This is a genomic window from Burkholderia sp. Bmkn7, assembly GCF_041103175.1.
Lineage (GTDB): Bacteria > Pseudomonadota > Gammaproteobacteria > Burkholderiales > Burkholderiaceae > Burkholderia > Burkholderia cepacia.
The window spans coordinates 2,965,115-2,983,600 of the sequence record NZ_JBGCUH010000002.1 but is presented as its reverse complement, the minus strand read 5'-3'; the positions used below and the strand labels follow the sequence as shown (position 1 = coordinate 2,983,600).

16 protein-coding genes and 1 pseudogene are annotated in these 18,486 nt (G+C 59.1%); 3 read left to right on the top strand and 14 right to left on the bottom strand.

Translation table 11 applies throughout. From position 1 onward, the window contains the following. The first annotated feature begins 168 nt into the window (after positions 1 to 168). Complete coding sequence (locus tag AB3K92_RS19310) at positions 169 to 585, top strand: hypothetical protein (RefSeq protein ID WP_230951912.1); 417 nt, start codon at positions 169 to 171, stop codon at positions 583 to 585. Positions 586 to 648: 63 nt separating this feature from the next. Here the strand turns inward: AB3K92_RS19310 and AB3K92_RS19305 are convergent, their stop codons facing one another. The 9 genes from AB3K92_RS19305 to AB3K92_RS19265 form a co-directional block, all read right to left on the bottom strand. After that, complete coding sequence (locus AB3K92_RS19305; RefSeq protein ID WP_021163455.1) at positions 649 to 1,323, bottom strand: TetR family transcriptional regulator C-terminal domain-containing protein; 675 nt, start codon at positions 1,321 to 1,323, stop codon at positions 649 to 651. A 44-nt stretch (positions 1,324 to 1,367) separates the two neighbouring features. Then, positions 1,368 to 2,621 carry a cytosine deaminase gene (codA, locus tag AB3K92_RS19300; RefSeq protein WP_059586982.1) on the bottom strand — a complete coding sequence of 418 codons (1,254 nt, stop codon included), beginning with the start codon at positions 2,619 to 2,621 and terminating at the stop codon, positions 1,368 to 1,370. A 46-nt stretch (positions 2,622 to 2,667) separates the two neighbouring features. Continuing rightward, positions 2,668 to 3,963 carry a cytosine permease gene (codB, locus tag AB3K92_RS19295; protein WP_369465629.1) on the bottom strand — a complete coding sequence of 432 codons (1,296 nt, stop codon included), beginning with the start codon at positions 3,961 to 3,963 and terminating at the stop codon, positions 2,668 to 2,670. A 1,256-nt stretch (positions 3,964 to 5,219) separates the two neighbouring features. After that, positions 5,220 to 6,344 (bottom strand): M14-type cytosolic carboxypeptidase, encoded by a 1,125-nt coding sequence (locus AB3K92_RS19290; protein WP_060309273.1) that lies wholly within the window; start codon positions 6,342 to 6,344, stop codon positions 5,220 to 5,222. A gap of 1,759 nt (positions 6,345 to 8,103) precedes the next feature. Further along, positions 8,104 to 8,334, bottom strand: a complete 231-nt coding sequence (locus AB3K92_RS19285) for a helix-turn-helix domain-containing protein (RefSeq protein WP_369465628.1) — start codon at positions 8,332 to 8,334, stop codon at positions 8,104 to 8,106. Between the two features lie 108 nt (positions 8,335 to 8,442). Then, positions 8,443 to 8,871 (bottom strand): antitoxin Xre/MbcA/ParS toxin-binding domain-containing protein, encoded by a 429-nt coding sequence (locus AB3K92_RS19280; protein ID WP_059891895.1) that lies wholly within the window; start codon positions 8,869 to 8,871, stop codon positions 8,443 to 8,445. Positions 8,872 to 9,276: 405 nt separating this feature from the next. Next, entirely contained in the window at positions 9,277 to 10,146 is an 870-nt protein-coding gene (locus AB3K92_RS19275) for a TniQ family protein (RefSeq protein ID WP_081057937.1), read from the bottom strand. Positions 10,147 to 10,285: 139 nt separating this feature from the next. Further along, positions 10,286 to 11,146 carry a TniB family NTP-binding protein gene (locus tag AB3K92_RS19270; protein WP_059488297.1) on the bottom strand — a complete coding sequence of 287 codons (861 nt, stop codon included), beginning with the start codon at positions 11,144 to 11,146 and terminating at the stop codon, positions 10,286 to 10,288. After that, positions 11,143 to 12,315 carry a hypothetical protein gene (locus tag AB3K92_RS19265; RefSeq protein ID WP_225740258.1) on the bottom strand — a complete coding sequence of 391 codons (1,173 nt, stop codon included), beginning with the start codon at positions 12,313 to 12,315 and terminating at the stop codon, positions 11,143 to 11,145. Before AB3K92_RS19265 ends, AB3K92_RS19270 begins: the two co-directional genes overlap by 4 nt. 213 nt (positions 12,316 to 12,528) lie before the next feature. On the opposite strand from AB3K92_RS19265, the gene AB3K92_RS19260 reads away from it, so the two are divergent. Further along, the gene (locus AB3K92_RS19260; protein ID WP_060340815.1) at positions 12,529 to 12,711 is read left to right on the top strand and encodes a hypothetical protein; all 183 of its coding nucleotides are present in this window, start codon (positions 12,529 to 12,531) and stop codon (positions 12,709 to 12,711) included. A gap of 392 nt (positions 12,712 to 13,103) precedes the next feature. Here the strand turns inward: AB3K92_RS19260 and AB3K92_RS19255 are convergent, their stop codons facing one another. Then, complete coding sequence (locus AB3K92_RS19255; RefSeq protein WP_081057936.1) at positions 13,104 to 13,724, bottom strand: TnsA endonuclease N-terminal domain-containing protein; 621 nt, start codon at positions 13,722 to 13,724, stop codon at positions 13,104 to 13,106. A gap of 162 nt (positions 13,725 to 13,886) precedes the next feature. Further along, entirely contained in the window at positions 13,887 to 14,309 is a 423-nt protein-coding gene (locus tag AB3K92_RS19250; RefSeq protein WP_059488293.1) for a helix-turn-helix transcriptional regulator, read from the bottom strand. Between the two features lie 500 nt (positions 14,310 to 14,809). Between AB3K92_RS19250 and AB3K92_RS19245 the strand changes: the two are divergent. Further along, positions 14,810 to 15,105 (top strand): annotated as a pseudogene (locus AB3K92_RS19245) (IS481 family transposase); the annotation flags it as partial. Between the two features lie 88 nt (positions 15,106 to 15,193). Here the strand turns inward: AB3K92_RS19245 and AB3K92_RS19240 are convergent. The 3 genes from AB3K92_RS19240 to AB3K92_RS19230 form a co-directional block, all read right to left on the bottom strand. Continuing rightward, on the bottom strand, positions 15,194 to 16,411 hold the full coding sequence (locus AB3K92_RS19240; protein ID WP_225740259.1) for an MFS transporter: 1,218 nt from the start codon (positions 16,409 to 16,411) through the stop codon (positions 15,194 to 15,196). A gap of 201 nt (positions 16,412 to 16,612) precedes the next feature. After that, entirely contained in the window at positions 16,613 to 17,740 is a 1,128-nt protein-coding gene (locus tag AB3K92_RS19235) for a porin (protein ID WP_006498910.1), read from the bottom strand. Positions 17,741 to 17,862: 122 nt separating this feature from the next. Beyond that, on the bottom strand, positions 17,863 to 18,411 hold the full coding sequence (locus AB3K92_RS19230; RefSeq protein ID WP_230954563.1) for a membrane integrity-associated transporter subunit PqiC: 549 nt from the start codon (positions 18,409 to 18,411) through the stop codon (positions 17,863 to 17,865). Between the last annotated feature and the right edge of the window lie 75 nt (positions 18,412 to 18,486).

The window sequence follows — 18,486 nt, the reverse complement described above, 5'->3', positions numbered from 1 at the left end:
AATCCCGGCGGCGACACCCGGGCGACGCGTGTCCGCTCACATGGAGATCGCCGTGGAAAGCCGGATTTAACGCTTCATTACGATAGGTTTACCGGAAAGGTGCTAAATTCGCGCATCGATATCTCGAAAAGTGGCGAGGGCAGACAGATGCTGAAGAAATGGGCCGGAATGGCAGCGATGGTCGGCGCGATGGTGGCGGTCTCGGCGCCTGCCGTGGCAGGTGACACGAACAACGCACTGGGCGGCGCGCTCGGCGGTGTCGCGGGCGCGGCGGTCGGCAATGCGGTCGGCGGGAGCACGGGCGCGATCATCGGCGGGGCCGTGGGCGGCGGCGCAGGCGGCGCGGTGACGTCGAACAAGCGCGAACGCACGGGCGCCATCGTCGGCGGCGCACTGGGCGGCGGCGCGGGCACCGCGGCGGGCCACGCGATGGGCGGCACGACCGGCGGGCTTGTCGGCGCGGCCGTCGGCGGCGGTGCGGGGGCGGCGCTGGGCGGCCACGTGTCGCGCAACAACTCGCGCTCCGACGATTACTACCGCGGCAACAAGCACAAGAAAAAGAAGCACCACAAGCACGACGACTGACCGGCGCTTTCCGGCGGCCTTCGATGGCGCCGGGTTAGCGTGCGCGAACGGCAACGGCGGCGCTCAGGCCGCCGTTCCGTTTTCGGTGATCAGCGCCCTGAGCACCAGGTCCGAGATCGTGCGATAGGCCGCGTCGAAATCGTCGCTCCCCAGCGCGCGCTTGCCGAGCACCAGCAGCATCTGCGACGCGAAATCCGCGTACGACTGCGTCGCTGCCCAGATCAGGAAGAACAGGTGCTCGGCATCGACCTGCCGGACCTTGCCTTCGTCGATCCAGCGTTCGAGCACCCGGATGTCCTCCCGCAACACCGGGATCAGTTGCTTGCGGATCTCCTTTCCGTAGGTCTTCGCGCCGCCGATGATCTCCAGCGCGAACACCCGCGATCCATGCGGGCGGTTCCTGGAAAATTCGAGCTTGGCGCGGATATAGGCCGACATCGCTTCCGCCGGCTCGCGCTCGGGCGCCGCGAACTCCCGCATCCTGCCGAGCCAGTCCCGCAGGACGTCGTCCAGCACGCGTCTGTAGAGCGCCAGCTTCGTCGGGAAGTAGTACATCAGGTTCTGCTTCGACAGGCCGGCCGCCGCCGCGATCGCCGCAACGGAACTCCCTTCGAATCCATACGTGGAAAACGACTCCTCGGCGGCGGCGAGAATGGCCGCCTCGAGGGTATCGCGCAGCGCTTCCCGCCGGCCGGGTGGCCGGGCGGGCGGCTCTGCGGTCGGCGCGGACGGGTTCATCGCTTGGTCCTCCACCGGCATGTCGGGCCGGAGCCGCCGCGCGCTCAACGCGCGTTCGCTTCGGGATAGGTGATGTGTTCCGGCGCGCGCTGCATGATGACCTTCCCGCCGCGCAGCGACGTACGCACCCTGGCCTGCTTGCGAATCACCTCGTAGTCGCTATCGGCGTCGAGGATCAGCAGATTGGCCGGCCGCCCGACGGCGAGGCCGTACCGGTCGCCGAGGGACATCGCGTTCGCGCTGTGCTCGGTGACGAAATCGAGGCACCGCTGCAGGTCTTCGTATCCGAGCATGTGGCACACGTGCAGGCCCACGTCGAGAATGCGCAGGATGTTGCCGTTGCCGACCGGATACCACGGGTCCTTGATCGAATCCTGTCCGAAGCACACGTTGATGCCGGCGCGATCGAGCTCCGCCACACGCGTGATGCCGCGCCGTTTCGGGTAGGTGTCGAAGCGCCCCTGCAGGTGGATGCTTTCGGTCGGACACGAGATGAAATGAATCTCCGAGCGCTTCAGCAGCCGGAACAGCTTCGAGCAATAAGCGTTGTCGTAGGAGCCCATCGCGGTCGTGTGGCTCGCGGTGACGCGCTTGCCCATCCCGCGTACCCGCGCTTCCTCGGCGAGCACTTCCAGGAAGCGTGATTGCGGATCGTCGGTTTCGTCGCAATGGACGTCGACGAGGCAGCCCTTGCGCTCGGCGAGATCCATCAGGAACTTGATGGAGCTCACGCCCTGGTCGCGCGTGTTCTCGAAATGCGGAATGCCGCCGACGACGTCGGCGCCCATGTCGATCGCGCGCTCCATCAACGCGCGGCCGTTGTCGAACGATTCGATGCCTTCCTGCGGAAACGCGACGATCTGCAGGTCGATGAGATCGCGTGCCTCTTCCCTGACTTCGACCATCGCCTTCAACGCGGCGAGCGTGGGATCGGTGACGTCCACGTGCGTGCGCACGTGCTGGATGCCGTTGTCGCGCAGCATCCCGATCGTCGTGTGCGCGCGGGCTTTCGTATCGTCGTGCGTGATCGTGGCCTTGCGCTGGCCCCATCGCTCGATGCCTTCGAACAGCGTGCCGCTCATGTTCCATTCGGGTTCGCCGGCGGTCAGCGTCGCATCGAGATGGATATGCGGCTCGACCAGCGGCGGGATGACGAGATTGCTGCCGGCATCGACGACGTCGTTCCCTTGCGGCGTCAGCGGCGAAGGCTGGAGGTCGATCGCACGGATCGTGTCCGCATCGAGGTCGATCGTGAAGAGGCCGCTACGGCCGCGCAATCTGGCGTTGATGATCTTCATGTGGGTTCCTGTCGTTCGAGTGGGGCCGGAAGGGCGCGCAGCGGCATCATTCGCCCTGGACGGACGGCTCGCGCGAGAACGCGCGGGCAACCTGCAGCAGCACGATATACGCGGCGGCGGACGCCGCGATGCCGACGATCGGCGCGATCCACGGCGAGGTGTAGGCGAGTATCGCACCGATCGCATAGGCGGCCAGGCCGACCAGGTTGAAGCGCGGCAGGCGGGCGGTCGCAAGCGACGGGTAGGTGCCGCGATGGCGGTACCAGTAGTCCGCCATGATCACGCCGCCGACGGGCGGAATGATCGAGCCGAGCAGCACGAGGAACGGAATCAGCAGCTCGTACATCCCGCCGACCGCGAGCACGATGCCGATCGCCGCGCCCACGAGGACGAGCGTGCGGCGCCGTTCGGTGCGCAGCAGGTGGCAGCCGGCGGCCGCCACGTTGTACATCGTCGGCCCCTGGATGGTCCAGAGATTCAGGCACAGCATCACGACCGCCGCGATCGACAGGCCCTGCAGCATCATCACCTCGACGATGTCGGCCTGCTGATAGACGATCGCGCAGTACGCGCCCGCGACGATCATCAGGCCGTTGCCCGCGAAGAACCCGATCATGCTGGCCGACACGGCGCTGCGCGCGCTGCGGGCGAGGCGCGTCCAGTTGGTCGCCTGCGTGGCGCCGCTCGCGAAGGTGCCGATGACCATCGTCACCGCGGCCGAGAACTGCATCGGATGCGTCGGCATAACGTGCTTGAGGCCGGCCCACCCGCCGATATCGCGGGTGGCGATCCACATCGACGTCATCAGCAGCACGAACATCAACGGCACGGACACGCGCGACAGCACGTCCATGCCGCGATAGCCGATGATGGCCGTGATCGAGAAGCCGAAGCCGAACAGGATCATCAACGGCGTGGTCACCGACGCGGGCCAGCCGAGCAGCTTGACCAGCACGATGGCAACCGTCGCGGTGCCCCACGCGTACCAGCCGAGTTCCGCGAAGCCGAGCAGGAAATCGGACAGCTTGCTGCCGACTTCGCCGAAGCAGAAGCGCCCCATCAGCACCGCATTCAGGCCGCTGCGCGCGGCGATCAGCGCAAGCGACGCCGCATAGGCGGCGAGCAGCAGGTTACCGATCACGGCGATCTGGATCATGCTGACGACATCGAAGGCGACGCCGATCTTGCCGCCGGCGAACATCGTCCCGGTGAAGAACGTGAAGCTCAGCAGCACCATCGTGATGGACAGGAAGCCGGTGCGTTTCTCGAGCGGGACTTCGCTCAGCGCGAATTCCCCGTGGTTCGACCCGACAGTCGGGCGTGCATCCTGGTTCGTGGGCATCTCTTCTTCCGTGAGCGATCGGGTTGTGGGCCGAAGGAGGTTGCGGAAGCCCGTGCACGGGCAGCGGACGGGCTGTTGCTGTTTCTGTTTCAGCGCGTCATTCTCTCTGGCCAAAATTTTTACAAGCGTAAAAATTTGATGTGTGCGCGGCGGTCGGGAAGCGCGCTGCGGTTGATCGCCCGGGCGCGCTGGGGGCGTTGTGACTGCGGGAACCGGCTTATCCGGGATTGACGTGACCCGCGCATCGATCGGGGCGAGGCCCGATCCCGGCGAATCGCTGGATTCGACCGGGAAAGAACGTGGCCTCGATTCAGGCCGACGAACTAAAGTTGCCCTATTTTGGAATGCTGGGGAAGGCAGGCGTATCAAGCTTCGCCGGTGCCGCACACTTCCTGAGAGCGCAACTTTAGTTCCAAAATTTCGGAACTAAAGTTTGGACAAAGTTGATGCGTGAACTAAAGTTGCGCGATTTCTGCCATGCAGGCGAATGTGTTTGGCGGGAACTGGATTGTCTTGTGTGATGACATGTATCAGTTGAGGACACCGGCAACTGCGTTCACATTCGGTGAACGGTCCCTTGGTAGTTGGATTGGGAACATCCTATTTGTCTGATTAGTGGGTGCAACGTCTTGCGACGAAACGAGTCAGTCAGGGCCGTCTGACTACTGACATTGGTCTAGTTGACTGTTGCGGCGCGACTCGCGGAATCGACTTGGAGGTGGCGGCGGGCGATATCGATGCCGCTGAGGCTGTGGACTTTGCGGCCCAAAAGATCAATCTCTAAGCTAAGCCCTCCGGAATGCAGGCGGGATATTTCAATTTCCCATCGTCATAGCAGTGGTCTGGCCACCGTGTTTGCTCCACTAACGACATTTCGCTTTCCTCTAGTTGATGCACTTTCTGCATCACAAGGAGGTCCATAGAGGCGAATTGGTGGCAACTGCGGATCGCGTTGATTCGAATTATTCACGGAGCAGACTTTGCTCCGACTTTGTAGAACAAAGGAAAAATAAAGCCGTGGCGTCAACTAAAGTTGGATAGCGTGTGCATTGCAGACGCATCGGTTCCTGAACGGACACAATTAGCAGTATCTACGAACTTCAACAAATACATGGACTACGTCCAAAGTAGTCCAAGATTTTGTCCGCATCCCCTCCGGACGCAGGGCCGCAATCCTGGCCTTCAAACCGTCGTGCAAACGAAGGTTTGGCACCCCGGAGGCGTCCATGCGTGCTCGACGGAAGGCGAGCAGGACCTCAAGGCCGCACGGACGGCGCAAGCGCCAGGGCGGTTTCGAGCACGGCCCGTCCGAATGTGCGGGCGTATGCGGTCGCATCGGCGTCGTCACGCGGTCGGTCGGCGCTCTCCTTGAACGGCAATTCGATGGTCATCGCCAGCGCATCGAATTGCTCCGCGACCCACGGGATGCACTTCCTTGGGCTCGCGTGGTCAGGTCGGTCGACGGAATAGCCGCGCGCTGTCTGGAACACGGGGGAGCGTCGCAGCAGGTCCTCGTCGAACGTGCGGCGCAGGGCCTGCAAGCGTGGCGTCCAGGCGGGGCTGCCGTCGGCGCCCACCGAGAAGACGTGGGGCAGGACCTCGTCGCCATGGAAGTCGACGAGCAGGTCGAGTCCGAGCGCTTGCATTCGACGGCGCACGGCGGCCGTCTCGGGCGCATCAGGATACTCGCGGTCCCAGCAGCGGTTGAGGTTGGCGCCGCGCGCGTTCGTGCGCAGGTTGCCCAGGCGCACGCCGTCCGGATTGGCATTGATGACGACATGCACGGCTGAGCCACCGTTCTCCCAAACAGGACGCAGCTCGCCGCACAGCCCCTGCACGAGGCCCTCGAGGCAATAACCGCCCTGCGATTCGCCCGGATGCTGGCGAGCCATGAACCAGAGGCGAGTGCGTGGCGCATCGCCCTCGAACGAGAGCATGCGGATCGGCTCGCCGAGCGCGGAGGTTCCGAGGGTCTCCAGCGTTGCGCCTGCCTGCGTCGCCTGAGCGACGAGGTTGTCTTCGGCGACGCGGTCGAAGGTCGGAAAATAGGCAAAGCGCAGGCGCCGGGCCGGGCCGGGCGCGTGGAACGCGAGCGCATCGCCATCGAAGTCTGTTGGCAGGCGGCGCCAGGCCGCCGCCTCGCCGCCATCGGCGCGCATGCAGACGCGGTAGTCGACCCAGCCTTTCGGGTAGGACGAGCCGGCCAAACCCTCGATGCGCACGTCGACGCCGCCGGGCGGCAGATCGACCAGCTCGAACGCGAACCATTGGGCGAATTCGGCGGCGTTGTCGCTGCGCAGACGCAAACGCAGGGGGGAGCCGCTGGCGGGAGAGGCAACGTGATCGATGGCGGCGGCTTCGAAATCGGTGTCGATGTGCATAGGTCTGGTGTTAGGACAGTGTCAGGGCCAGCAGGCTTACAACGCGACATCGCACGCGCTGCCGTGACCGCCCGCTGCTCGAGCGCCGTCACGGCGGGAAGGCCATCAAGCATGAGGCCGCCCTTGACGAAATCGCGGCCCTGCTCGCCGCGCTCGTCGGCCTGGCCGAGGAGATATCGGTGTGAGAGCAGGCTGGCCTGTACCGCACAGGCGAGATCCGACATGCGGTTCTCGTTGGCGGTGAGGGGAATGTAGTCGTCGACGCGACGCTCCTCGTGTGAGAGGTTCTCTAGCAAGCCGCGCAATGCAGGCGGGGCCGCGGGTGCGAGTCTTAGTGTCAGCATGGCGTATTCAAACTCCAGGCGGCCGGATCAATGTCGGCGAGACCGGCATTCGCTCGGGAAGCTGTGGGGATTGGTGGTGAGATCGGCGATGCAACGCCGGATTTCAAAATGTGCACCGTGAGTTGTGTTCGAACGTCACGTATGTCCGATAGATAAATCAACACCACGTGGATATACCAACTCCACGACTCGGAAAGCACCCGCTGGCTTATTAATCGGTATCTCCTTACCCGCCCTGACATCGGCGGAACTCGAAACGACGGATATCGACCCTTCGGAATAGTACTGAGGGCAATTTGACCGGGTTCGGCAATAACTACCTCGACGGTTATTTGAACGGAACCGACTTATCAATTGCTTTGGTGCTGATTTACGGGAATCGAGTGGCAAAAGCATTTCGTGCCCGTGCCGCCTTCGACACATCTCTTCTTTCAAATCGTTTTCAATTTCCCGGAGAAGTGACGCCGATATCTCCTGACGAAATTGTGAGCAAAGTATATGTAAATTTTTAAGCGATACAACAGGGGATCAAGGGTTTTTTATTAAAACTTTCGACTAGAAAATTTCGTTGACCGGAAAATTTCAGCATGCTAAATCGCGATCGTGATTTTGGATTGGCTTCCCAGTATTTGGAAATCTCTTTTTGCTGTTTATTAACTTCGATAGATGCATCTGGTGAAACAAATGAGTTAATTTATTAACTCATGGTGATTGGATGGTTTCAGGGAATCGAACATTCCGAACTGCCGAGAAATTGAGATGGCTCCTGGCCACGCTTGCCAAGTCATTGGTGTTGATTCCTGGCCGCACAACTTGCTGGGTTGTGTCGAGCGTGTGTGAGGCTTGACCGGGATTCTCAAAAAAATCCGCCGCATCTCGGCATAAGCTACTGATTTTAATGAAAAATCAATGCTCGGATCGAGCGGCAGAACAGGCCGCAGGAGATCCAGCAGGTAGTCGCCGAGCCGGGGGTGTAAGCCGGCCCCAAGATTTGTTTGGAGTTCTTTCAATTTGGCAGACCAGCGGCTATTTGCGGGCGGCAACCCCCTGAAAAGAGCGCGACTTTAGTTCGTCGGACTCAAGTGTCGAGATTCACTTACTTTTGACGTCGAATCGATGATGTGGCGACGCTCTGCTGAAGGGTTGCTCGTGAGACGTTGAACTCATAGTGCATTTAACGTTGAACTAACACGAAAACGATTTGTTTAAGCTTGAATTTTTGCGAGTAGCGGGTATTTTTTGTGAAAGTGCCCAAGCAACGCTGAATTTACAAGAACCATAAGCTCGAAGAACTTCGTGCGTTGTTTCCACAGACAATTGAGGTCGGAGCTATGGTTGCGACCTGGGACAATGACCGTCGGCCTACCTTGCTTGGCAGGTGTTTGTGCATTGTCTTGGATGGTGAGGTGGCGGATCTAGGTGTCGAGGCTAGTCGACCCCAGCAGATCCGCCAATGAATTCGTCGGGGATACACCGCACGCGCGACACCAGTCAATATAGCCAAAGACGTCGAGGGACCGGGAGCCGCGCTCAATCTTAGACAAATTCGATTGATCAATGTGTAGGAGTTCGGCCAGTTCTGTCTGAGTCAAACCGGCTTGCTTACGCAAGGTGTAAAGTTGATCACGAAGGCGTGTTGGATTCATTCGGACTGAACTGGTTGATTTGATGGATACGGAGCGTCAGTGACGTGTTCCGATAACACGAAGTTCCCGATGGCGGCCGGCTTCTGGTTACTGATATTCGGAATATTCTCATGCCGGTAGTCCGTAGAATAGCTTCCATAGCAGTTCTTCGACACGGCGCGCCCCCAATTCCGTTAGACCCACGTTAAGAGGTTTTTGTCCTTCGAGCAGCGGGTGAGGCGTTCCGAGAAACAGACGCGCATCCTCCCGGTTTCCCCACACGTGAGAGGCGGTCGCGACGACACGCGCGAGCCGCTCGGTCTTTTCAGATTCGTCGTGTGTGAGCCGAGCACGACGTCGCTTGTAGGTCGCTGCGGGGACGATTTGCGTGAGCAATGCGTGTTGTGCTTCAGCGCCGCTGGTTGCGTACTCAACGCAAGTACGCAGTGCAGACTTGGGGAGCCCTTCTTGGACTCGTGCTTCCAGTTCAGCCAAAGTATGTGGGACAGGGATCAACGCCATTACTTCCGCGATCGCTTCAGGCGATACCAGCTGCATAGTGGCCGCTCCTAGTCAGACTAACGGCTCGAAAGAGGGGCAAGTACAAGCTTGTTCGAACCATCTCGATGGTAGCAACTTTGCATCGTATAGCGTTGCTTCGAACCACGAACCTCGCCGACGTAGTGCCTGACTGTTATCCATGCCAGAACGGCTGACGTAACGAAAAGTTTGGCAAGCTCTCGTGTTCGTTTCGCATGCGAAGCTTGTGATCGGTCTGAGGACGATCCGCGCAATCCAAACGGGCTGGGTTGCGAGCAGGGATCGACAACATATGGGGGTAGGTGCAGATTTTTGACCCACATCGTCTGTCAATGAACTCTACAACGAACCCTACAGGAAATTTCAATAATTCAAATATATCAACGACTTGCGACAATAAAAACCATACTTGGAACCCTACATTCACCATGGCGGTATGACCCGCTTACGGGGGACGGCTGGTGGCTCGGTCGGGGCTCTGCTTTGTCGCAAGGTGGATCCCCAGCGGCGACGCTTGTACATCGCGAGAATATTGGGAAGATCATCACCTATGTCCAGAAAAGACGCACGCGGGCGTTGGGCCCCGACCGTGGTGCCAAATTCAGGACGGTATTGGCGAACGTACCAAAGGAGATACCAGCGTAGAACACAGCGATTGACTGGGCCGTCGATCTCTTCCATGTCGATTAGTGATGCGGTGACGACATGTCGTTGAAGCGTTATGATTGTGTCGGTAGCCCGCGCATCGGCTGCTGATCGCCTGAGCGCTGCGAGCGAGTGCCGGCAGCGGTGACAGGTCCGGATGCCGCGTGCTTTGTCGTTCGATATCCGTCCCAGGGACATTCCCGACCTCGAACATCCACATTGCCCGCAGTGGTCAGAAAGTTCGATTCGATGGATAGGGCAGTACTTCCAATCGAGAAATCGCCATTGGATACGGAAATACGGGATCGGGTCTGTCCGCAAACATTCACGGCAAAATCGATACTTCACACTAGACGACTTGTCGGTTACCAAGAGCCTTGTGAGGAATCGATCCTGTCGAATTGCAGAAAACGTGTCACCAAGGGTACGTAAGCGATGCTCCGGGACGCCGGTTCCTCTCCCGATACGCAGCATGTCCTCGGGACGCAGCGATATATCGGGGTCGTTGGACATCTTTATACCGAAAGCTTGCAGAAGCGTCTCGCACGAAACATGATGCTTCTCTGAAATACGCAATAGCCAAGAGGCTGGAGATTCGTCGTCAATAGGAGGCGGTACTACGAGCAAACTGGGATGATCGTTAATCATCTACCTCTCCGAATATTGTCGGGTGAGATCGTGAGTGGTGGTACAGGTCGTGGCCGCCATTTTAAAAACTAATCGCGCACTGCCTTCATCGGCATGGACCTCATCCTGTCTGGACCGGTGCACAGCTGAGAAGGGGGTATCACGCAAATGGATTCGGTAAGCTCGAGTCGTCACCGTAGACTCGATTGAACGCGAGTTGCAGATGCTTTCTTGTGATCTGACCTTTGCCATCGTCGATCGCAATCATGGAGACCTCGATGATCAGCGCTTTCAGCATACGCATCATTCCGCGTGTAGCTCGGAACATCGTCGTTGCGTGGTCAGTGCACAGGGGCGATAAATTGACTTCCGAGACTGCTGACGAGAATGCAGTGAGTATTCCACGCCATTCTTCATCGTTCTCGAACGCCGGCAGCGCGAGAACAGTTGGGATCCGCGAAGAGAGCTGTGGGTCACCCTTCTCAATGCTTCGCAGCGTCTCTGTCCCAGCGAGCAGAACCGGGCACTTGGTCTTCGTCATCAGTCTTTTCGTCCAGTCAATCATGTCTGCGCGAGCATCAGTCTTTCTTGCAAGAAAGACATGTTGATACTCGTCAATCGCGATCAGTCGTATGCCGTGGTGATTAACTGACTCAACAAGCAGATCGAACGATGCGGTGTTGTTCCTCCGGAGTGATCGGGTCGGGATAGCATAGTTGAGCCCCGCGAGAAGTTCGTCCTGGACTTGACTCACGCTCGGAGATTCCTTCAGCGAAGCACAAAGTACCCCGTTTGGCGGCAGGAACGGCCATTTGCATACGTTTTGCTTTACCGAGTCGATAAGAAGAGTTTTACCGGAACCGGCGGGAGCGATGATGCTCACGCCGGTTATCGTCGAAACAGAGTTTCCTATCTGGATGACTCTAGCAATTGCGTCAAGTGCGCGTTTGAATTTCGTGTGGTGAACCCGGATGCCTTCGATGCGGATTCCAGCTTGTATGGCTTGGTCGCTATAGCTCATAGGATGTCACCGACGAAGGTATCAAACGATGGAATCGGTTTTGTCATCGCGACCTCATCTTCATCGGTGGCGAACTGCTCGAATGCCCGGATCGGAGTCGTCGGGGCAGCGGAGGGAGCGACGAAAACAGAGCTGACTTGCTGAAGCAGCGCTAAATCTCGAGGAGCTCGTCTGATACGTTTCCCCGTTGAAACTGCGGTTGCCCAGTGGTCGAGCAACGCGAGCCGTGCCTTTCTTAGTACCTCTCCGGCATTTGCAAGTGTCAATCGTTGTGCGGCCGCCGCGCGGATGATTCGATGTTGAGTCTCCGACAGACCAGTCGCATATTCCGCGTCCTTAGCAGACACACTCACCCATTCGGCAGTGCGTGGGTGCTGTACGAACACACTCCCAAGTTCGTACGGGTTATAGACGATATTGGCGCGGAAATTTGCTCCAACCTCTTTCCGCATATCGCCTAGCTCATCAGACGCGTAGGTGATCCATTTCCGAGTCAACCCATCATGACGAACGGTCGTGGTCGTGCGAATTCCGGCTAAGACATCAAGATTCCTTGTTGACTCGAGAAATGATGGGGCGGGGCAGTTATCCAGGCCATCGAGGAATAAATCGATTGGACGACTCATTTTCCTGGAGTGAATCTGGAATGGATGTACATCAACCACCCACTGCAGTACGCCGTGACAGAGATCGGAGAATGTGACGCAAGCCGTTATCCGTGGATCGATCGGATCGGGTTGGCGACCTGGCTTCTGGGGGCGACCTTGTGCAGGGAGGTCGCGGGTAAGTTCACCAAGATGACGTTCGACGACGGCCTTGAACCACGGCATGCGGACCGGGCAGTATTCCAGGTCTGAGCACAACTCGTTCACGATGAGCTTGAGGCGATTCGAGTGCACCGACAGGGCGTTGTCAACGACGAGAGTCTCCCATAGGCCCATCGCATGCCATGGATTAGACAGGTTTGCGGTTTTCGTGATCTCATCTTTCGGCTGTATCGCTAGCTTGATACATTGGAGGACGCGTGCGAGCGACTCGCCTTCGAACGATATGTAGAAGCCGAGAATGTAGCCGCTATAGCTGCACACCAGGAAGGTAATCGTTGGCCTCCCGAGTGGAATACCCCAGCGATCGTCAATTACCCAGATGTCGAGCAACGTGTGATCCATCTCGACTCGCTCGAGTGGCCGAGACGCGTAGCGGCCCGGTTTCGAAAATCGCCATTTGTGATTCGCTTCCGCTGTGCCCAGACGAAGTCTGTCACGGTCGTAAGGTGTGGTCTCGTACGCGATTCGGCGAACCGTCGACGAACTCACGACTGCTTTTGCGGCTGGTATTCGGCCGGCTGCAACCTCATCGGCAAGTGCTTCAACGATACGGTCATGTACTTCGACAAGGGTGGCTCCTCGTTTCTTGAAGTAATGCCGTTGCAAGACACCGTCGATAATTGCCCGGACCTGACGAGGGATGCGAGTCTGGCGTTTGCGGTGAGCATTTCCGGAGATGAGGGCGCTTGGGTTGCCGTCGCTTGTGTCGAAGAGTCGCATCCACCGCATGACGGTTGAGGCACTCGGAGGATGCTTGTCTCCCATGGATGCGGCGCACGACGATATGGCGTCCGATATTCTGCGACGTTGCCCTTTCGATATTCCTTGTCGTCGTAGGTATCTCACGTAGTCGTTCGCGCGGACATATGCTTGTTGGTAGCGCTCTGAAATGGAAGCGACAGATATCGCCGTGGGTGCTTCCGGACGCATCCCAGCTCCAGGGGTTGCATCTCGAACGACATGTACTCGGCCGGACGTGATATCAGCTGCGAGCTTTGAGAGCTTCTCGCGACGAATCCTGCCTGACTGTGCATGCTCAAGTTGAACGTACTTGTGATCAAGGATGCGGTGAACTTGCCATTGGGCATCACCACAGCGCACGATGAGACCGCGATCTAGCGTATAGATTGTCACCGGATCACCTCTACGGGGAAGACGAGCTGGTGTTCATCGATGTGCAGAGATTCACCGATGCGCAGTTGCCGGCGGCCGACGAGATGGAGAACAGTAGATTGGGGGACGCGGACTTTGTCTGCCAAATGCCGTATGGTGATGCCGTCCGGCCTTCGTGATGCGATTGCTAGTACTTTCGACGTAACGTTAAATTGCAGATGACTTCTGGCTTGCCGAAGGATAAGGGCCGCGCGGTCGTGGCGTTTGTCAGCTCGAATAAAATCTTCTGTAGCGACCAGGAATCGATGGTTCCTGCCAGCTAGCATCTTGGCGGCCGAAGCGAGGTGCGATTGGGTTTCTGCTTCGGACGCGCGGGCACTTGGTTTCACTTCGACGACGATCGGCCCCTGCTCGTGCATCAGAAGAAAATCAGGTGTGTAGAGGCCTGCGCCTCCAAGGTCCAACGTGAATGGTTGCTCGAAGATTGCAGAGACTTTCAGACTGAGAAGCGCAAGCCGGATGAAGTCACGCTCCAGTAGGCTTTCGTATTCGATAGGAGCGTGACGGAACCATGGGCACGCAACGGTGCCCACTCGCCTAAATGGGGAGCGAGTGACGACCTTTCTGACGCCGGGCATGAATTTTCTCCAAGCAATATCGATCCAGCTCCCGTTGGGGAAGTGCTTGAAGAGGACTTGACACGTCTGAACATGCCGCCGATACTGAACTTGCCCAAGTCGTGTATCGAGAGATGCACGCGACGCCGCCTAGTCCTCCGGGGTTAGGTGGCGTTTTTATTTCTACATGGGAACCTCCGCTTGGGATTCAGGCGTCGATTCCGATGTTCCGACCTTGCTCATTGCATCGTCGTCGCCGACTGAATCGAGGAAGGTGGATAGAACGTTGAAGTCGGCGGACGACAGTCTTGGGAGTGCGTCCGAGAGTTTCGCAAAATACCTGTAGGCGGCCGCGGGCGCGTCCGAGGGAGGGAAGTCGAACTTGCGAGACGCTTGGAATGCCTGCCACAGTGAGGCTTCTTCTTGGGGGTGAAGGTGTAGGGCCTGAACGATTTTTCTGACTAGGCCCTTGTCCTTGGGTAGTTTTGCCCCACGCTCTAGTTGGGAGATGTAGGATTGGCGCAGGCCGAGGCGATTGGCCAGCTCGCCCTGAGCAACGTCATACTCTGCGCGCAACTGCCGCAATGCAACAGAGAACGGACTCATTGCAACCTCGGGTAAATTTCCTTTGAGTAGGGTAGAAAATATTTTTCGAAGTTCAAGAAAAAATATTCAAAGAACCGAATTTGAGTCGACGTTTTGAAATTTAAATCAGTGATTTTAGGTGATTTAAATTTAATTCTTATCCGTTGCGTGGATGTGAGTGGGCGCGCGAGTCAACACCGCGCAACGCGGGCGCCAATTATTTCCGTCTACGCTAGCGGATGTGGTCTGGAATGTGCCTTCAAAGGAGGCGGTGTCTGGACATCGCCCCAATCCTTACGGCGAACTTAAATTCATCGCGGTTGATGGCGTTTGAGCCTGTACCGTATCAGTAGCCGTCGAAGGGGGAGAAATCTGAGGTTCTATAAGCCTCGGGCGGTTGCATCTCGAATTCCATGAGGCCTTGCCCGGCTGTTCCCGCTCTAGTTGTCTATGCGTAGCCCAGTCAGTCAACGCGGAAAGGGGCGAGCCGATCACGTCCACCAACGGGAGGTCGCCGCGGGTCTCCGCGCTCCATTGCTCGAGCGACTGCCTTGCTGATCGTGGAATTGCGCCAGCAGCGCTTGCTGCAGCGACAGATCGCCCGACAGGCAGGCGTATCGGCTCGACCGTCAGCCGTGTGCTGGCACGTGCCGGACTGTCCCGGTTGGGCGATCTGCAACCGAGTGAACCGGTGCAGCGCTGCGAACACGAGGCACCGTGCGACTTGCTGCACATCGACATCAAGAAGCTTGGCCGTATCGCGCGCCCTAGCCATCGTGTCACCGGCAATCGGCGCGATACGGTGGATGGCGTGGGCCTTGGAGGTAGCTTCACAGAAATGCTTTGGGACACGCGGCTTTTTTAATGGCTCGGGAAAATCCTGACCGCAGCTACGAGTAACGGGGCTAGGACACGCGCAGGTGTGCCTGGAACAGAACCAGTAGAAGAGTGGTCAGGCCGAGCACAGCCATTGCCAGCGTCCAGGCGCCGTTGTGGTGAAGCAGCACCGAGACCGTGGCGGCGATGCCGGCCAAACCTTGCTGCAGGAAGCCGCACAACGCCATCGCGTGCGCACCGTGGTTCTTGGCGTCGCTGACTGCGGCGGCCATGCTATTAGGGAACAGCACCGCTTGGCCGAAAATGGTGAGGCAATACAGACACACGAACAGCAATAGACCAGGTTTGGCCTCCAATGCGCCCAGATGCCAACACAGCAGCGTGGCGACGGTGGCTGCGGCCATCAGCAGCGCGCCAGCGCGCATCAGTTTCTTGCCGCCCAGTTTGGCGACGGTGCGATTGACCGTCCACGCGCCACAGAAATAAGCTAAGCCAATCAGCAGTCCGACATTGCCAAAGCTTGATACTGCCAACCCGAAGTGCTCCTGGAACACGAAGGGGCTGGCTTCCTGCAATGTGATGGTTGTGGCAAAGCCCAGCCCCCCGGCGCACGCCGGCAGCGTAAAGCCTAGCCGGCGCAAGATCTGCCAGTAGGGACTTCCGCTCTGGCGCGAGGCTGCCGGCTGGCCGCCCTGCAACGGCACAGTCATGCTCAGCAATGCGGCTAGGGTGCCGGTGACGGCCATCAACACAAAACCGACTTGCCAATGGCTGTACTCGCCGATCAGCCCCCCGATGAACTGGCCGGCACTCAGCGCGGTGATGAAGGCGATGGACAGTACCGATAGCCGGCGTGCCAGCTCGTCACCGCTCCAGTTATCGCGGACAATGATTCGAGCGATGATGGCAGCGCCGCCGGCCGCGCTGCCCTGCAGCGCTCGAAGAACCAGCAGTTCGACTGCGCTGCCTGCGGCGGCCAACAACGCGCTGCACAGGACGAACAACGCCAGCGAAACCAGCAACGGGCCGCGACGCCCCCAGCGGTCGGCGGCCGATCCCCAGAACAACACGGGCAACGCCGCGCCGACAACAAAGCCGGAGATAGACATTTCCACCAGGCTCTGACTCATAGCCAGTTCGCGCATCACTACCGGCAGCGATGGCAAATAGACGGTGGTGGCCATCTGCATCATGAACACGATCAAGCAACACAACACCATCACCCATGAGGGCCGAAGCGCGGCATCGCGCGGGATGTGGGTCGTTTGAATAGAATCCTTATTCATGACCGCCTCGCAGGCGCAGAAGCGCTCGATTTGAACTGAACCCCGAACGTTGGACTCCCACCTGAAGAGACTACGGGAAAATTGAAATGCTTGGGCACCTCTTCGCTTCGGCGAAAAAGTGTCAACCTATTTCCGGACGGGACAAACACATCAAAGAAGCGCCCGAAGGCGCTTTTCCTAACCAACTAACCAGTCACAGGCTTAGAAGCGGTGACGCAGGCCCACCGTTGCCGCGGTCTGGCTGACCTTCGAGCTCGGATATGCATTGACGTCGCCGTTGTAGATGGAAGCGCCCAAACCGGCACCCTTCGTGCCGCGTTGGTACACTGCCTGAGCGTAGACGTCCGTACGCTTCGACAGCGAGTAATCAGCCTGCACGCCGAACTGATTCCAGTGCGTGCTTTGGCCGTTTTGCTTTGCGCTCGTGTACGTATAAGCAGCACCCAGGCCGAGGGCCGGCGTCAGGTTGTACTTCCCGTTGATTTCATAGTTGTCAGCGCGCAGCGTACCGGCTCCGCTCGTTTGATTGTCGAGGCGCGATTGTGTCCACGCTGCGCCGACTTGCGCCGGGCCAAACGCGTACCCTGCTGCAATACCGTAGGTGCGCGTGCGGCCTTGGACTCCGAACGCCGTACCAGTCGTCGAATCAATGCTCGGGTTTACCGCGCCCGTCGTGGACAGACCAGCGTTGTTTGCTTGCGAGTATGCCGCACCCAGCTTCAGGCCTTCGAACTGATACGACAAGCCAGCGCTATATGCACGATTGTTGGCAAAGTTCGTGCTGTTCGAGAACGAGTATGTACCGCCGAATTGCAGGCCGGCGTAGTTCACGCTCGTGTACTTGATGGTGTTATTCAGCGCGACGTCGCCGTTCGTGCTCAGGCGGTCGTTGTTCAGCGGGTGAGCGAAGTAGGTGCCGCCCCACGAGCCCGTTGCCGTCAGCGGCGCCAGGTAGTCTTGCGTCGCGTCATACTGCTTACCCAGCGTGACCGTGCCGTACTGGCTCGACAGGCCGACGAATGCCTGGCGGTTGAACATACCGCCGTTGCCATTCGCGAACTTGCCGTTACCGATGTTGAAACCACTTTCCAACGTGAAGATTGCCTTCAGGCCGCCACCGAGGTCTTCCGAACCACGCAGCCCGAAACGGCTCTGGTCAATGCCTGAACCCAGCGACCAACGCGACTTCCCTTGGCCGGATGCGGTCTGGACGTTGCTTTGGTAGGTGATGCCTGCGTCCAGCACGCCGTACAGCGTGACGCTGCTTTGCGCGTGAGCGGCGGTAGCGAACGATGCTGCAACTGCTGCAACGATCAGAGTCTTGTTCATTCGTGGAGCTCCTTCTAAAAAGAGGCAGGTCTTGCGACCTTGTTGATAAAGCGGGTCTGTAACCGCCAAAGCGGCCTTGTTTGTTGGTCAGCCCCGATAGATCGCTCCCGGGGCCGGGTGAATTAGGAATCGGCCGGACAGGCCGGGCGCCCGCTTTCCAAGCTGCGCACCGCGCTCGCGATCCGTGCGGCGAACTGCTCGACCATGCGTTGTTGCACTTGAACCATGTCGGCGTAGTTGTCTGGGGCGACCTCGTTGAGCCGCGTGCTGCATGAAATGCGCGTGCCAGGCGTGTCCTGTTGCACACCGACGGCCCAATCCGCTTCGAACCGGGCCATGCGCCCCGGCCACGCATCGAAGCGACGCACTTGCGTGCGGATGCTCATGACGGTCTGGTTCGACGGACGTGGAAGGCCGGTGACGTTGCGCGCGCCCAGTTGCACGACGAGTGACGACGACAGCGCCGCGCGCAGCTCGTCGCCGAGCGGCGCGACCCAGCGTTCGTTGTCCAGGATCACCGCGGTGCCTGTCCCGTTGCGAACGACCATCTGCTGCTGGTCGAGCTGGGCCGGGATGCCGACGGGGAACACGTTGATCGCCAGCGGCGTGGTGCCGCGTGCGGTCGTCGCCGTCGCCGACGTGGCCGGCGAAACGAGCGTGTAGTAATGCACCGGGTTCGACGCGCAGGCGGTCAGCGCGATGACGGCGCCGGTACTCAGGGCAATCGTTCTTGCGCGAATCGGGAG

Coding starts and splice junctions, on each gene's coding strand:
- AB3K92_RS19310 (WP_230951912.1), top strand. CDS start 169: ATGGCAGCGATGGTCGGCGCGATGGTGGCGGTCTCGGCGCCTGCCGTG.
- AB3K92_RS19305 (WP_021163455.1), bottom strand. CDS start 1,323: ATGAACCCGTCCGCGCCGACCGCAGAGCCGCCCGCCCGGCCACCCGGC.
- codA (WP_059586982.1), bottom strand. CDS start 2,621: ATGAAGATCATCAACGCCAGATTGCGCGGCCGTAGCGGCCTCTTCACG.
- codB (WP_369465629.1), bottom strand. CDS start 3,963: ATGCCCACGAACCAGGATGCACGCCCGACTGTCGGGTCGAACCACGGG.
- AB3K92_RS19290 (WP_060309273.1), bottom strand. CDS start 6,344: ATGCACATCGACACCGATTTCGAAGCCGCCGCCATCGATCACGTTGCC.
- AB3K92_RS19285 (WP_369465628.1), bottom strand. CDS start 8,334: ATGAATCCAACACGCCTTCGTGATCAACTTTACACCTTGCGTAAGCAA.
- AB3K92_RS19280 (WP_059891895.1), bottom strand. CDS start 8,871: ATGCAGCTGGTATCGCCTGAAGCGATCGCGGAAGTAATGGCGTTGATC.
- AB3K92_RS19275 (WP_081057937.1), bottom strand. CDS start 10,146: ATGATTAACGATCATCCCAGTTTGCTCGTAGTACCGCCTCCTATTGAC.
- AB3K92_RS19270 (WP_059488297.1), bottom strand. CDS start 11,146: ATGAGCTATAGCGACCAAGCCATACAAGCTGGAATCCGCATCGAAGGC.
- AB3K92_RS19265 (WP_225740258.1), bottom strand. CDS start 12,315: ATGGATCACACGTTGCTCGACATCTGGGTAATTGACGATCGCTGGGGT.
- AB3K92_RS19260 (WP_060340815.1), top strand. CDS start 12,529: ATGTACTTCGACAAGGGTGGCTCCTCGTTTCTTGAAGTAATGCCGTTG.
- AB3K92_RS19255 (WP_081057936.1), bottom strand. CDS start 13,724: ATGCCCGGCGTCAGAAAGGTCGTCACTCGCTCCCCATTTAGGCGAGTG.
- AB3K92_RS19250 (WP_059488293.1), bottom strand. CDS start 14,309: ATGAGTCCGTTCTCTGTTGCATTGCGGCAGTTGCGCGCAGAGTATGAC.
- AB3K92_RS19240 (WP_225740259.1), bottom strand. CDS start 16,411: ATGAATAAGGATTCTATTCAAACGACCCACATCCCGCGCGATGCCGCG.
- AB3K92_RS19235 (WP_006498910.1), bottom strand. CDS start 17,740: ATGAACAAGACTCTGATCGTTGCAGCAGTTGCAGCATCGTTCGCTACC.